Origin of the sequence: Dyella sp. 2RAB6 (genome assembly GCF_052115385.1) — a bacterium.
Taxonomy (GTDB): Bacteria; Pseudomonadota; Gammaproteobacteria; order Xanthomonadales; family Rhodanobacteraceae; genus Dyella_D.
In genome coordinates this window covers 14,093-28,087 of the sequence record NZ_JBFRGP010000016.1, presented here as the reverse complement: position 1 = coordinate 28,087, position 13,995 = coordinate 14,093, and the positions used below count along the sequence as shown (strand labels likewise).

Genomic DNA, 13,995 nt, shown 5'->3' with positions numbered 1-13,995 from the left:
ACGCGGCCATCCACCCGGAAACGCCAACGGCGGCCCTGGGCCGCCGCCACGCGATACCTGCCCCGCTTACTTCTTCTTGGGGCCGATCATCATGACCATCTGGCGGCCTTCCAGGCGGGGGAAGGACTCCACCACGCCGTTCTCGCCGACGTCTTCCTGGATCTTCCTGGCCAGGTTCTGGCCCAGATCCTGGTGCGACATCTCGCGACCGCGGAAGCGGATGGTGACCTTGACCTTGTCACCCTCTTCCAGGAAGCGAAGCATGTTGCGCAGCTTGATCTGGTAGTCGCCCACGTCCGTGACCGGACGGAACTTCACTTCCTTGATCTCGACCTGCTTCTGCTTCTTCTTGGCCGCCTGGGCCTTCTTCTGGGCTTCGAACTTGAACTTGCCGTAATCCATGATGCGGCAGACCGGCGGATCGCCGTTGGGCTGGATTTCGACCAGGTCCATCCCGGCCTCCTCCGCCATGCGCAACGCCTCATCACGGGTGAGGATGCCCAGCTGCTCCGAATCCGCCCCGATCAAGCGCACGCGCGGGACGCGGATCTCATGGTTACGGCGATTACCCTTGTTGTCGGTGGTAGCGATACCACTATCCTCCAGAAGAATTAACGATTGGCCGGGCGGCGCTCAGCGCCGCGTCTCGGCCTCCAGACGCTCGATGAAGGCGGCCAGCGGCATGCTGCCCAGGTCTTCACCAGTACGGGTACGCACGGAAACGGCCCCCGATTCCTTTTCGCGGTCACCGACCACGAGCAGGTACGGAACCCTTTGCAACGTATGTTCGCGGATTTTATAACCGACCTTTTCGTTGCGCAAATCCGCCTTGACTCTGAAACCTTTCTCGACAAGGGCTTGCGTGATTTCACGCACATAGTCGCCCTGGGCGTCCGTAATGCTGAACACCTGGGCCTGGATCGGGGCCAGCCAGGCCGGCAGATGGCCGGCATGGTGCTCGATCAGGATGCCGATAAAGCGCTCCATCGAGCCCACGATGGCCCGGTGCAGCATCACCGGGTGGCGGCGCTGGCTCTGCTCGTCCACGTACTCGGCACCCAGGCGCTCGGGCATCATGAAATCCACCTGCATGGTACCGACCTGCCAGCCACGGCCGATCGAATCCTTCATGTGGTACTCGATCTTGGGGCCGTAGAAGGCACCCTCGCCGGGCAATTCCTGCCACTGTACCCCGGCCGCGCTCAGGGCCGCTCGCAGCGCGTCCTCGGCACGGTCCCACACGGCGTCGCTGCCGATGCGCTTGTCCGGACGCAGGGCGATCTTCAGCGCGATGTCCTCGAAGCCGAAATCCCCGTACACCTTCATCGCCTGCTGGTGGAAGGCGGTGACCTCGGCTTCGATCTGCTCTTCCGTGCAGAAGATATGCCCGTCGTCCTGGGTGAAGGCGCGCACGCGCATGATCCCGTGCAGCGCACCGGACGGCTCGTTGCGGTGGCAGCCGCCGAATTCGCCGTAGCGCACCGGCAGGTCGCGGTAGCTGTGCAGGCTGGTGTTGAAGATCTGCACGTGGCCCGGGCAGTTCATCGGCTTCAGCGCATAGGTGCGCTTCTCCGACTCGGTGAAGAACATGTTTTCCTGGTAGTTGTCCCAGTGGCCGGACTTCTTCCACAGGCTCACGTCCATGATCTGCGGGCCGCGCACTTCCTGGTAGCCGCTGGCGCGATACACGCCGCGCACATACTGCTCCACCGCCTGCCAGATGGCCCAGCCGTTCGGATGCCAGAACACCATGCCCGGCGCTTCTTCCTGCTGGTGGAACAGGTCCAGCGCCTTGCCGATCTTGCGGTGATCGCGCTTCTCGGCCTCTTCGAGCTGGTGCAGGTAGGCCTTGAGGTCCTTGTCGTTGAGCCAGGACGTGCCGTACACGCGCGTCAGCATCGCGTTGTTGGAATCGCCGCGCCAATAGGCGCCGGCCACCTTCATCAGCTTGAACGCGCGCAGCTTGCCGGTGTTCGGCACGTGCGGGCCGCGGCACAGGTCGGTGAACTCGCCCTGCGTGTACAGCGAGAGTTCCTCGTTGGCGGGGATGCTCTCGATGATCTCGGCCTTGTATTCCTCGCCGATGCCGCGGAAGAACGACACCGCGTCGTCGCGCGACTTCACGCTGCGCGTCACCGGCAGCGCTTCCTGCACGATCTTCTGCATCTCTTCTTCGATCTTGACCAGGTCGTCCGGCGTGAAGGGACGCTCGTAGGCGAAGTCATAGAAGAAGCCGTTGTCGATCACCGGGCCGATGGTGACCTGCGCGCCCGGATACAGGCGCTGCACGGCCTGCGCCAGCAGGTGCGCGGTGGAGTGGCGCAGGATCTCCAGCGCCTCGGGGCTCTTCTCGGTGACGATTTCCAGGCTGGCGTCATGCTCGATCGGAAAACTGGCGTCGACCAGCTTGCCGTCCACCTTGCCGGCCAGGGTGGCCTTGGCCAGGCCGGCGCCGATGGAGGCGGCCACGTCCTGCACCGTGACCGGGTGGTCGAAGGGGCGCTTGCTGCCGTCGGGTAGCGTGATCTGGATCATGGGAATACCTGTGGCAGTCACCGATCAACGGGGCTGCTTTTTTTGAGGAGTCCGGCCATGGATGGCCGGTTTTGCTTTTGCCCGCCCTGACGGCAGGCAAAAATAAAGAGCGCCTTGCGCCCTTTTTGCGGAAAGCAAAGGCGTGGCGAGAATCAGTGTTGGCGCTTGGTAGTTGCCATGTCGCACGCTCGGCCGGCGTTTTGGACGCGGGCCACCCTGGTTTCCGATCAGTAGGAAGTAGAGAACGCTAGTTTAGCGCCATTCCGGTGTCAATTCAGCGCCGACAGAAGCAGAACCCCGGCGGCACCCTGGAAAAACGCCTGCTGCCGATGCAGCCGGGCGACGTGCCGGATACCTGGGCCGATGTCTCCGCCCTGCGCCGGAACGTGGGCCATGCGCCGAACACGTCGATCGAGGAAGGCGTGCAGCGCTTCGTCGCGTGGTATCGCCACACCACCATCTGCCCAACCTGCGCCGCGGCTTAAATCAGAACGGCTTGGCGATCACCAGGAAGATGATCAGCAGCAGCACCAGCACCGGCAGCTCGTTCATGATGCGCAAGGTCTTCGCGCTGGGCAGCGCACCGCCCTTGGCGCTGCGTTTCACCAGCCGGCCGGTCCACACGTAGTACACCAGCAGCAGCACCACCAGGGTCAGCTTGGCGTGCAGCCACTCGGCCTCGCCGAAGTTCGGCAGCCTGCCCGGAAACACCCGCCAGCCCTGCCACAGCGTGACGCCGAACAGCAGGGCCATGCCGAACATGTTGTGGCCGAAGCGATACAAGCGCAGCCCCATCAATTCCAGCCGGGCTTTTATCGCCGGATCGTTGCCGGCCTCGGCGATGTTCACCAGGATCCGCGGCAAATAGAAGATCGAGGCCACCCAGGCCATCACGAACAGCAGATGCAGGCTCTTGATCAACGGATAGGCCATCACGTACTCCTGGTTACCGAATGCAAAAACGGCGCGATCTTTCGATCGCGCCGTTTTTTAACGGTAATTGCCGGGCGGTACAAGGGGATGCGGCCACAGGTCCGCTACGCCGGCGCCAGCACCGCTTCCTTGCGGGAGGCCAACCGCTTGCCCCAGTTCATGCCCGGCTGCTCGATCAGGCGGAAGGTCACGGCCGAGATCGCCGTAATGACGGCCAGCGAGATCAGCAGACACACGAAGTAAGCCAGCGCCTCGTGTCCCGGCAACTTGGCATAGACCCAGTTGTACAGACCCGCCCGGCCGAACTTGAAGAGCACGGTCGGATGCACGAGGTAGAGGCTGAAGCTGATCTTGCCCAGATAACGGGTCACCGGATTGGACAGGAGGCGCGAGGGGTGCAGCGCCATCGCCAGGCAGAGCATTCCGAACGGGATGCCCCACAGCATGTCCCAGGTGGGGCGCAGGCCGCGCGTCCAGAAGAACATGTAGAGCGTGCTGCTGGCATACAAGGTGTAGATGCCCGCCAACCCCAGTGCGCACAGGCCCCAGCAGATCATCCTCGCGTGCCTTGCATCCACATGCTGGGCGATAACGCGCTGGACATGGAAAAACGCCATGCCCCAGATGAAGTACGGAAGCTGCGAAACGGCGTTGTGATAGACGAAACTGGGATACACGGTTTCCAGCGACTTCAGATCGATGGTCGCTGCGGTCGAAACCGCAATCGATACGGCCAGCACGAAAAGCGTCCGACGGAGATTGCTGCACACCAGCAGGCTCAGCGGAAAGATCACGTAGAACAGCATCTCCACGCCGATCGTCCATGAGGCCGGCACGATGCCCTCGTTCAAGTGCGGCACCAGGTTGAACACGAACAGCGCATTGAGCGCGACGTCCAGCGGCGCGAACTTGACGTGGGCTTCAAACCACACGTTGAGAAGCTGAAACGCCAGCACCGCGTAGAACAAGGGCGCGATACGCGCAAAACGGCGCAGGAAATAAGTGCCGAGCTGGCCTTCGCCGGACAGCCTGCCCCAATAGCCATAGGCCAGGCTGAAGCCGCTGACCACGAAGAACAGCGGCACGCCGAAGCCGAAATGGGTCTTGATGAAACTGAGGCTGTCCGGGACGGTGGCGCCGCCGGAGCCGATCAGGTGGAAGAAAACAATCGATACGGCGGCATAGGCACGCAACGACTCGATGCCGTCCAGTCGAGTTCTACCAGTCATTCCTTGCTCCATGGTGCGGCGCTTGGGCCATGCGGCCAGCGGGGCAGTTTATATCAAGCGGTCACCGCCGCACGCCGGCCCTGCTGCGGGCAAAGCGCCAATGCTCAGGCGATGATCCAAAGGGTCGGCGTGATGGCCACCAGACGCATTTTCTCGCCATGCGACAGTGCCAGCGAGGCGGAACCGGAAATGGTATCGCCTGCAGCGGCATAGACGATCAGGATATTTCCGGTGTAATTCCACACGACCCATTCCTCGCCGGTGCGCCCGGCATTGGCGGGAAGCACCACGCCGGCATTCGGGTCGCCGGCCGAAACGAAGCTGTAGGGGCCGGTGAGCGCCAGCGCCGTGGCCAGGTCGGTGCCCGTGGCGACCAGCGCATAGCTGGCGTCCTGTCGCACCGATGGCGCCTTGAGCGGCTGGCGATAGCGCCATTCGCCGTTCGCGCTGTCCTGCTCCCATTGCAGCGCCGGCGGCGTGGCGCCGCCACCCTGGTTCTGGTTGGCCACGTAGGTGCTGGCGCCGGCCATATCGTTCGGCCCCACCACCGTGGTCGGCGAATTCACCGCAATGCCGTAACCGCCCTCCGCCGTGCTGCCGATGGCGCGATTGTTCTCGACTTTCGAATGCGCGCCGTAGACCTGGATATAAGCGGTCGAACCGATCGCGCTGCCCAGGATCGTGTTGTCGGTGACGTAGGCGGTATGGCCATACCCCGCGGGATCGAGGCCGACGATAAGCGGCGCCGCGGTGTAAGGAATACGCGACAAGGTGTTGCTGCGGATCTCGACCGCCGTCGAGCGCAGCACGGTAATGCCGTTCCAGCTGGCACCGGACGGAGTACCAACGACGCCTCCGGCCTGGTCGATGAGATTGTTGGTGATCTTGATATGGGTGCAGGTCGAGGCGGCATTGAGCGGCGCCACGTAAATGCCGCCTGCAGGACAGCCGAAGAACCGGCAGCCGTCGACCTGCAAGGTGTCCGCGACCAGCCCGAGCACGACGCCGGTATCGGTGCCGTTGAAGTTGACGCCGGCGTTGACGTCATAGCCCGTGCAGTTGAGCACCGAGATGCGCGTCGGGCCTTCCCAGAAATCGTAGGCGCAGTTGCTGATGGCCTGGCACCAGCCATCCCGCACGATCACGTCGCGGCAAGCCATGCTGGAGACCACGTCGGCCATGTTCGTGCAATACGAACCGATGACCTGCAGGTTGCCGAACATGCGGGCGCTGATGAAATGGCCATCCCAGGCGGATGTCGGCGTGCACCTGGGATTGATGAAGCTGGCGTGGCTGTCGGTGATGGTCGCGGCCTGCCAGTTCACGTTCATGAAAATGGCATAGCCCCAATCGAGGCCATTGAGATCCAACTTCTGAAACTCATCCAGCGGCACCGGGATAACCGACGCGCCGTGGTCGAACTCGATCACGATATCGCTCGGATAGAACAGCGTTTTCGAAACCAGGCAGGTCCCCACGAAGCGCAGGCGCGATACGCCTGAAGCCAGCGCGCGGTTGATGGCGTCCGTGTCGTCATGGATGCCATCGCAGGCCGCGCCGAAATCCTTGATGGTCACGACATCGCCGAGCTTGTCCTGGACCGTGCGCGCCACCGAGCCGGGCAGGCCGAACTGGTGACCGACAAGTCCGGAGCCGTCCGGTGCCGAAAGGTCGTCTTGCAGCGACTTGCCAACGCTCATCGTGAGATCCCCGTTGTCTGTTTCCATGGCCAGAAGCGGCCCGCCCTGCAGGTGTTTCGATGGCGTGGCTGCACCACCGAAACCGGCGGGATTCGCCGGTCAGTCTTGCGGATGATCCGTGACGGCCAGGTCGGCCAGTCGCCATGCAGCCCGGCGAGCGGGCAAAGAAAAAGCCGGAACCCCAGGAGAGCCAAGCTCTTGAGAATTCCGGCTTCGGAAGATGGTGGGCGGTACAAGGATCGAACTTGTGACCCCTTCCATGTCAAGGAAGTGCTCTACCGCTGAGCTAACCGCCCACAGTCGCACCGCAGCACGGCGCGAGCCGCGTAGCATACACGAGCCGCCCGGCAGCCACAACTGGCGGCCCGCTCAGCGCAGCGCCTTCTCGCGCAGCTGGTGGATCTGGTCGCGCAGGCGGGCCGCGTCCTCGAACTCCAGGTTTTCGGCGTGCTTGTACATCTGCGCCTCCAGCTTCTTGATCATGGCGCTGGCCTGGTCGGGGCTGAGCGCCTTGTAGTCCGCCCCCTGCTCCGCCACCGCGCCCGCCTTCGCACCCCTGGCGCCGCGGCCGCGCGTCGGCGCCGCACTGCGCGCACCTTCCATGATGTCGGCGATGCGGCGCACCACCGATTGCGGGACGATGCCGTGTTCTTCGTTGTAGGCCACCTGCTTCTCGCGGCGGCGGGCCGTCTCCTCCATCGCCACCTGCATCGAGCGGGTGATGTTGTCGGCATAGAGGATGGCCTTGCCGCGCACATTGCGCGCGGCGCGGCCGATGGTCTGGATCAGCGAACCGCTGGAGCGCAGGAAGCCTTCCTTGTCGGCATCCAGGATCGCCACCAGCGAGACCTCGGGCATGTCCAGGCCTTCGCGCAGCAGGTTGATGCCGACCAGCACGTCGAACTCGCCCAGGCGCAGGTCGCGGATGATCTCCACGCGCTCCACCGTCTCGATGTCCGAGTGCAGGTAGCGCACCTTGATCTTGTGCTCGCTCAGGTACTCGGTGAGGTTCTCGGCCATGCGCTTGGTCAGCGTGGTGACCAGCACGCGATCGCCCATCGCCACGCGCTCGTGGATCTGGCCCAGCAGATCGTCCACCTGGGTGCGCACCGGGCGCACTTCCACTTCGGGATCGATCAGGCCGGTCGGGCGCACCACCAGTTCCACCAGCGAAGAGTCATCGGACTTGCCCAGCTCGTACTTGCCTGGCGTCGCCGACACATAGATGGTGCGCGGCGCGCGGCGTTCCCATTCCTCGAAACGCAAGGGACGGTTGTCCATCGCCGAAGGCAGGCGGAAACCGAATTCCACCAGGGTTTCCTTGCGCGAGCGGTCGCCTTTGTACATGGCGCCGAGCTGCGGGATGGTCACGTGCGATTCGTCGACCACCAGCAGCGCATCCGCCGGCAGGTAGTCGAACAGGGTCGGCGGCGGCTCGCCGGAGCCACGCCGCGTGAGGTGGCGCGAGTAGTTCTCGATGCCCTGGCAGTAGCCGACCTCGGCCATCATCTCCAGGTCGAAACGCGTGCGCTGGTCCAGGCGCTGCGCCTCGACCAGCCTGTTTTCCTTGTACAGGTATTCCAGGCGATCCTTCAGCTCGACCTTGATGGTCTCGACCGCATTGAGCACGCTCTCGCGCGTGCTGGCGTAATGCGTACGCGGGTAGACCGTGTAGCGCGGCACCTTGCGGATGGTCTCGCCGGTGAGCGGATCGAACAGCGACAGGTTCTCCACCTCGCCGTCGAACAGCTCGATGCGCAGCGCTTCGGTTTCCGATTCGGCGGGGAACACGTCGATGATCTCGCCGCGCACACGATAGGTGCCGCGGCGCAGCTCCAGCTCGTTGCGGGTGTACTGCAGCTCGGTGAGCTGGCGGATCAGCGCGCGCTGCTCGATGCGCTCGCCGCGCGCCAGGATCAGGCGCAGCGAGAGGTAATCCTCCGGATCGCCCAGGCCGTAGATCGCCGACACCGTGGCCACGATCAGCGAGTCCTTGCGCGACAGCAGCGCCTTGGTCGCGGCCAGGCGCATCTGCTCGATGTGGTCGTTGATCGAGGCGTCCTTCTCGATAAAGGTGTCGGACGCGACCACGTAAGCCTCGGGCTGGTAGTAGTCGTAGTAGCTGACGAAGTACTCCACCGCGTTGTGCGGGAAGAACTCCTTGAACTCGCCGTACAACTGCGCGGCCAGCGTCTTGTTGTGCGCCATCACGATGGTCGGCCGCTGCACCTGCTCGATCACATTGGCGATGGTGAAGGTCTTGCCGGAGCCGGTCACGCCGAGCAGGGTCTGCGAGGCGAGACCCGCACTGAAGCCATCCACCAGGCGCTGGATGGCCTGTGGCTGGTCGCCGGCGGGCTGGTAGGGGGAGACGAGTTCGAAACGGTCAGTCATGGCAGTCACATGCGGTCGTTTCCGGACATTTTAAATTGCTCCTGCTGACAAGGTTTGTCAGCAGGCTCTGACAGGGCCTGTGGTGAAAGGACGGCAGGCAGGGGGTGGACGGCGGCCTAGCATGGGCCTTGGTTTCCACAGGGTCTCAAGCATGCCAGGCCTGCCGCCATGCCGTATCCCGCCCAGCGGCGTGACGCTGATCGAGCAGGTCTTGGTGCTCGCGATCGCCGCCGTCCTGGCCTGCATCGGCCTGCCTTCGCTGAAGCGCGTGCTGGCCAACAGTGAATTGCGCAGCGCGCAGACCGGGCTGATCGCGATGCTCAACCATGCTCGCGGGCTCGCCGTACAGAGCGGCCGGGTCGCGCTCGCCTGCCCCAGCCGCGACGGGGAGCGTTGCAGCGATGAGGCCGGCTGGGAAGGCAGCTGGCTGGTGGGTCTGCGCGGCGAGCGAACGGGTCAGCTTGAAGGACTGCCCAGAGTCCGTCGCGCCAGCCCGTCCGGACAACTGAGCATCCGCAGCGCGCAGGGGCGACGCAGCGTGCAGTTCCAGCCCGATGGCTCGGCCGGCGGCAGCAACATCACCTTGCTGATCTGCCATCGCGGCATCGACAGCCGGGCGCTGAGCGTGAAGGTGTCGAATGCCGGCCGCGTGCGCGGCGACAAGGCCACGCCAGCGGAGTTGCGCCAGTGCGCAGGCGCGTAAAGCCAGCGGCTATGATGCGGCCTCACTTGGACAAAGGAAGGTCATGAAGCTCTCGCGTCGCAGCTGGTGGGTCGTGGCCCTGGCCGCAAGCCTGGCTGGCTGCCATCACGGCCCCACGGCACCTTCCGCCGATGGCGGCACGCTCAAGGAAGGGCAGACGGTCTACGCCAGGCACGCAACCATCGGATGCAAATCGAAGGAGGAGCTGGAGACCGCAGGGGGTCTTGCCAAGCAGGGCGACAAGGCCGGGTTCTTCAGCTACATCAACGGGCGCTGCGCCGCCTTCGACAAGCCCGAGGCGGTGAAGATCGTCCGCATCGAGCAGGGAACGAGCGAGCAGCTGGTGTTGGTGAAGGGTCTCGATGAGCCTTCTGATCCTTCCGAGCCGAGCCAGCTCTGGATGCGCAACACATCGCTGCTGATAAACCAGCAAACCCAGCCATAAGCCCGGCAAAGCGATCTTCGCCGGCAGGCTTTCAAGCAGCCCGAACAAAAGGACTTACCGCGAGGCAAGTCCTTTAAGTTGGGCAACTCATCGCAGTTGCACAGCCACCGCAGCCTCCGGGGCCGCCCGCGCTATCTGCCGCGAGTCAGCGGGAGCACGCTTTCGCGCAGCACCTTGTACTCGGCGTCCACGACTTCCTGGTTCGGATCGTGCCCGGAATGCTCGAGCAGCACCCAACCCTTGTGCGGCGCGCTGATCGACTCGTAATACCGGCGCGCCATTTCCGGTGGCGCAAGCAGATCGTGCGCGCCTTCGATGAAATACATCGGGATGGCGAAGTCCGTACCCAGCTTAGGCAGATCGACCTGCGACAGCATGCCGTCGCCGTGCATGCCGACGAAGTTCAGGAAGGAATAGTCCTCGCCGGCTTCGTAGTCCGCTTCTGCCTTGGGCGTGATGTAGGCGGGCGCTCGATGCCAGCTGTCCGGCGGCGGCTGCGTAACCTTCGCTTCGTATTTGCGGATGATCCGGCGCACCTTTCCAAAGCTGTGCGGATCGGTCCACGGAGGCGTTCCGACCTGTTCGAGTGTGGCCAGCGATTCCTTGTCGTTCGCGCTCGTCGCCAGTGCAAGGAGCTTCTTGTAGCTCTCGCCCTGGGTTTCCACCGAATTGACGACCTGCGACGTGCCCACGTAGGCATAGAACAGCTCCGGATGCGCCTTGGCCATGTGCACGGCAAGGATCGAGCCCCACGAGCTACCCCACAGAATGACCTTCCGCTTGCCGTAGCGCCTTGCGAGATAGGCGGCCAGCTCGTTGCCGTCCTGAGCCATCCGCGCAATGGTGAGCTTTTCATCCGGCGCGGGAGGACTGCGCCCATACGTCATGCCCGAACCGCGCTGATCCCACTGGACGACGATGAAGTCGCGCTGCCCGGCGCCATAGACACTGTCGGAAATGCCGCTGAGCGGATTGCCCGGACCACCGCTGATGAAGAGAAGCACGGGATTGGCACAGCTATCTCCCTTCGCCGTCACCCATTGCTCGATGCCGCCGATGACGACGAAGCCTTCGTCATCGACCTTGGCCGGCTTTCCCTTGCACGGGGGCGAAAGACTTACCTTCTGTTGAGTACCGTTGCCTGGCGCGCCAGCGCAATTCGCTTGCGCCACCCACACCCATACCGCCAGCCCCAGGGCCAGCGCGCTCAACCTCGTCATCGTCTACTTCCCCTGTAATGGCTGACATGCCAGCCGATCGGGAATATACCTTGCTGGTCGCTGGCGGCGAGCGAGACCTGCCGGGTCATCAGCACGGCGCAAGCCAGAACTTGTTTCGCCCATCGACCGCAGACAAAAGCAAAGGGCCGCGATCGCTCGCAGCCCTTTGTGATATTTGGCGCCCGATGTTGGACTCGAACCAACGACCCCCTGATTAACAGGCAACACGCTTATGCTTTATCTTCAATGACTTAAAGCGACCAATTTTAAACAATCGGCCTTACTAACCCAAGCATTTACATGTTGAAGCCGGACAATTTTCAACAGTTTGTGGGACAACGCATGCAACATGCCACCCTAACCACTGCCCGGTGCACAAGAAAAAAAGAGCGCTAAGCCCGCCCCTGCACATCCTCACCGCCAAAATAAAGCAGCGCGGTGGCTCTAGCTAAATCATCGGGATCACCCACCAAATAGCGGTCCTCATTATTCTTATGGCGCTCGTAGATGTGATAAGGCTCTAGCTCGTCCGCTGTCAGCAAAATTACACGGCATTGAAATTGCGCATTCAATTTCCGCGCCTCCGCAATCTCCTCTAAAGTAAATGGCGCCAGTTTCACGAAAAGAACGTATGGATTGAATCTATCGCCAGGCAAAGCTTCAGCTACGCGGCGAAGATTGTCCAAGTCGCGCTTAAATTCATCCAATGTAAGCCCTCCCTGATCCTTACATTCCGCCAGAATTATTGAAGTGCGGTTAGACCGGTAACTTTCCGACAGCCATACGAAATCGATTTCGCAAGTCGGCAACTCCCCACCCTTAACGGGTTTTAGATCAATTGAGGGCGAGTACATATTCTTACGCAATCCAGCATCCAGATTCGCCCCCAACTGCTGCAACGCCAATACAACGGGCACGGCGCCTTGTGCATTCCTCTCCGCTCCCAATACACCGGATCGCCTGAACTTCCATTCGCTATCCAGCAGCTGTCGCGTCGCATCATAGTCGAGTCCACAAAGCTCGCAGGAAACGCGCTGCATTAATGTATCGACGGCCACCCAGCTCGACATTCCGCATGTCGGGCAATCCAAATCCATCCCCATACGGAATAAGCCCTTGCCCACTAAGTAACTAAAAACATCGCCCGGTGCAAGCTTAGCGCTAAACGATCGCGGCTCTAAAAAAAGATTGACATGTGCTGCGAATGAGCTCGTGGCCTGCCCTGGCAACTTATCTGCAATGATATTCAATGCCGTTTTACGAGAGAAGGTACTCCGCGGCCCAAAGTCCTTGATCAATTTTCGGACACCCGGAATTTTAAATGCGCGAGCTCCTTGAAGGCCACCGAGCTGAGCTAACAGCTGACGCGCAATTCTTCCGCTGCCGCTCAACTTCACTTCAAATCCGCCCAATGAGAAGATGCGCTGCACGAGATCTGCAACCGGTAGCGCATTGAGAAAGCCATCGTGTTGGCCCGCAGTTATGAGAAGCCCAATACGGCCGCGCTCGGCACGAACCTTGCTGTAATCGTAGTGCATGGAGCGGGCATAGAATTCGTTTAGTTCCGGGACATACGGCACATCAAATGTGTAGGACTCATTGCCATAAAGTGCGCCAGCGATGGATATGGATGCCACCAAGTGTTGATTAAAAAACAAATGGTCGTCACTAAAAGGCTTACCCTCAAGGGCAAAATTTAATCGGGGGTTCTCACCAGAATTACCCATAACCCCCAAAGTTGACTTTTCGCCAAAAGACATCATCGGCGCCGTAATGGAATTACCATCCCAGAAGCGCCCCGAAATGTGACGATGAATTAAATCCATGCCTTTCAGCACATTGGCCGTAGCTTCGATGTCACGCCTCGACCAAACAGCGAGTTGACGATCCCACTCATGCCGCTTATGGCTGACAGCGCTACGCATTGCTTCCTCTAACGCAGGAATGACATCGACGTATCGTTGCAAATGATTAGGATCAACGAACCACACTCCTACGTCGCACGCCCTTAGATTCCAATGACAGACGATATCCTCGAAATCATTTGCGCTGCCTATAAAAAACCCAGGAGAGTTCCACTCTCTCCCTTGGCTAAGGTATCGATCGACGCCCATTTGGCCGATAGTCGCGAAATGAGGATGACGGGGGGCATCCGCCGGTATGCAAGCCCGCCCGTCCAATTCAAAGATTGCTGAATCGGCCGCGCGCCTCACAAGCTCGACATAGTCCGTACCTACTTCTGCTGCAGTTGGATATGCTCCGAATTGGATTAAAAAGACATCAGCTAGCGGGTCATCCTCTGCCCAATGGTACTGCCGCAAGCCACTTTCTTTCGTCACCTTCCATTCCGGCTCGCGCCGCCATTGAATTATCGCGTTGTAAATATCTAATACATACGAAAAGCTCGTCCATTTTTCATCCTTTATAAATACATCACTGTTGAAAAACGGGGAAATTAGATGAGGAAATTTTTTAGTAAAATGGTCAATCTCCGGCGCATCCCCAATTGGGCATATTAAATCAACGCCAAACATCTCCACTAAATCAATCGCGTCCTGCTCATGATCCACTACAATAATAGGGTTATAACGCCCTCCCCATAGGGCATGTGAAAATCGAATGGCACGCCTAACCGCATCAATATCCCCTTGTTTAACAGCCCACCCAATGCGTAAAGGTCGATAGCACACATCAACTCTGCTGGTATCCGTCACAATCATTCCCCCCCCTGATAAATTCGAGTCGCCGCTTAAAACGAACACAAGCCGCCTTTGTCCTGCAGACCTTCCATCTCCCGATCCGTCTTGGGGATAAGAGTAGCAGTGAGGAAGTTCCA

10 protein-coding genes, 1 tRNA gene and 1 pseudogene are annotated in these 13,995 nt (G+C 61.1%); 3 read left to right on the top strand and 9 right to left on the bottom strand.

Annotated elements, in window-relative coordinates; all coding sequences use genetic code 11:
• Positions 1 to 66 precede the first annotated feature (66 nt).
• Both infC and thrS read right to left on the bottom strand, forming a co-directional pair.
• A complete protein-coding gene (gene infC / locus AB4083_RS18480; RefSeq protein ID WP_441609887.1) occupies positions 67 to 591 on the bottom strand; it encodes a translation initiation factor IF-3 in 525 nt (174 codons plus the stop codon).
• Positions 592 to 633: 42 nt separating this feature from the next.
• Entirely contained in the window at positions 634 to 2,535 is a 1,902-nt protein-coding gene (thrS, locus tag AB4083_RS18475) for a threonine--tRNA ligase (RefSeq protein ID WP_441609810.1), read from the bottom strand.
• A 287-nt stretch (positions 2,536 to 2,822) separates the two neighbouring features.
• Between thrS and AB4083_RS18470 the strand changes: the two are divergent.
• Positions 2,823 to 3,020: pseudogene (locus AB4083_RS18470) on the top strand (hypothetical protein); the annotation flags it as partial.
• 1 nt (position 3,021) lies between these two features.
• Here AB4083_RS18470 and AB4083_RS18465 read toward each other — a convergent pair.
• The 5 genes from AB4083_RS18465 to uvrB all read right to left on the bottom strand — a co-directional run bounded on the left by AB4083_RS18465 (position 3,022) and on the right by uvrB (position 8,791).
• The gene (locus tag AB4083_RS18465) at positions 3,022 to 3,468 is read right to left on the bottom strand and encodes a CopD family protein (RefSeq protein WP_441609808.1); all 447 of its coding nucleotides are present in this window, start codon (positions 3,466 to 3,468) and stop codon (positions 3,022 to 3,024) included.
• A 104-nt stretch (positions 3,469 to 3,572) separates the two neighbouring features.
• Entirely contained in the window at positions 3,573 to 4,697 is a 1,125-nt protein-coding gene (locus AB4083_RS18460) for an acyltransferase family protein (RefSeq protein WP_441609806.1), read from the bottom strand.
• Positions 4,698 to 4,801: 104 nt separating this feature from the next.
• On the bottom strand, positions 4,802 to 6,397 hold the full coding sequence (locus tag AB4083_RS18455) for a hypothetical protein (RefSeq protein WP_441609804.1): 1,596 nt from the start codon (positions 6,395 to 6,397) through the stop codon (positions 4,802 to 4,804).
• A gap of 221 nt (positions 6,398 to 6,618) precedes the next feature.
• A tRNA-Val gene (locus tag AB4083_RS18450) sits at positions 6,619 to 6,693 on the bottom strand.
• A gap of 73 nt (positions 6,694 to 6,766) precedes the next feature.
• A complete protein-coding gene (gene uvrB, locus AB4083_RS18445) occupies positions 6,767 to 8,791 on the bottom strand; it encodes an excinuclease ABC subunit UvrB (RefSeq protein ID WP_441609802.1) in 2,025 nt (674 codons plus the stop codon).
• Between the two features lie 151 nt (positions 8,792 to 8,942).
• Here uvrB and AB4083_RS18440 point away from each other — a divergent pair, with 151 nt between their 5' ends.
• Together AB4083_RS18440 and AB4083_RS18435 are read left to right on the top strand one after the other, a co-directional pair.
• A complete protein-coding gene (locus AB4083_RS18440; RefSeq protein ID WP_441609800.1) occupies positions 8,943 to 9,494 on the top strand; it encodes a GspH/FimT family pseudopilin in 552 nt (183 codons plus the stop codon).
• 43 nt (positions 9,495 to 9,537) lie between these two features.
• Positions 9,538 to 9,939 (top strand): hypothetical protein, encoded by a 402-nt coding sequence (locus AB4083_RS18435; RefSeq protein WP_441609799.1) that lies wholly within the window; start codon positions 9,538 to 9,540, stop codon positions 9,937 to 9,939.
• Positions 9,940 to 10,070: 131 nt separating this feature from the next.
• Here the strand turns inward: AB4083_RS18435 and AB4083_RS18430 are convergent, their stop codons facing one another.
• Both AB4083_RS18430 and AB4083_RS18425 read right to left on the bottom strand, forming a co-directional pair.
• A complete protein-coding gene (locus tag AB4083_RS18430) occupies positions 10,071 to 11,150 on the bottom strand; it encodes an alpha/beta fold hydrolase (protein ID WP_441609797.1) in 1,080 nt (359 codons plus the stop codon).
• Positions 11,151 to 11,551: 401 nt separating this feature from the next.
• Positions 11,552 to 13,873: a hypothetical protein gene (locus AB4083_RS18425; RefSeq protein ID WP_441609795.1), complete on the bottom strand. Its 2,322-nt coding sequence runs from the start codon at positions 13,871 to 13,873 to the stop codon at positions 11,552 to 11,554.
• Positions 13,874 to 13,995: the final 122 nt, after the last annotated feature.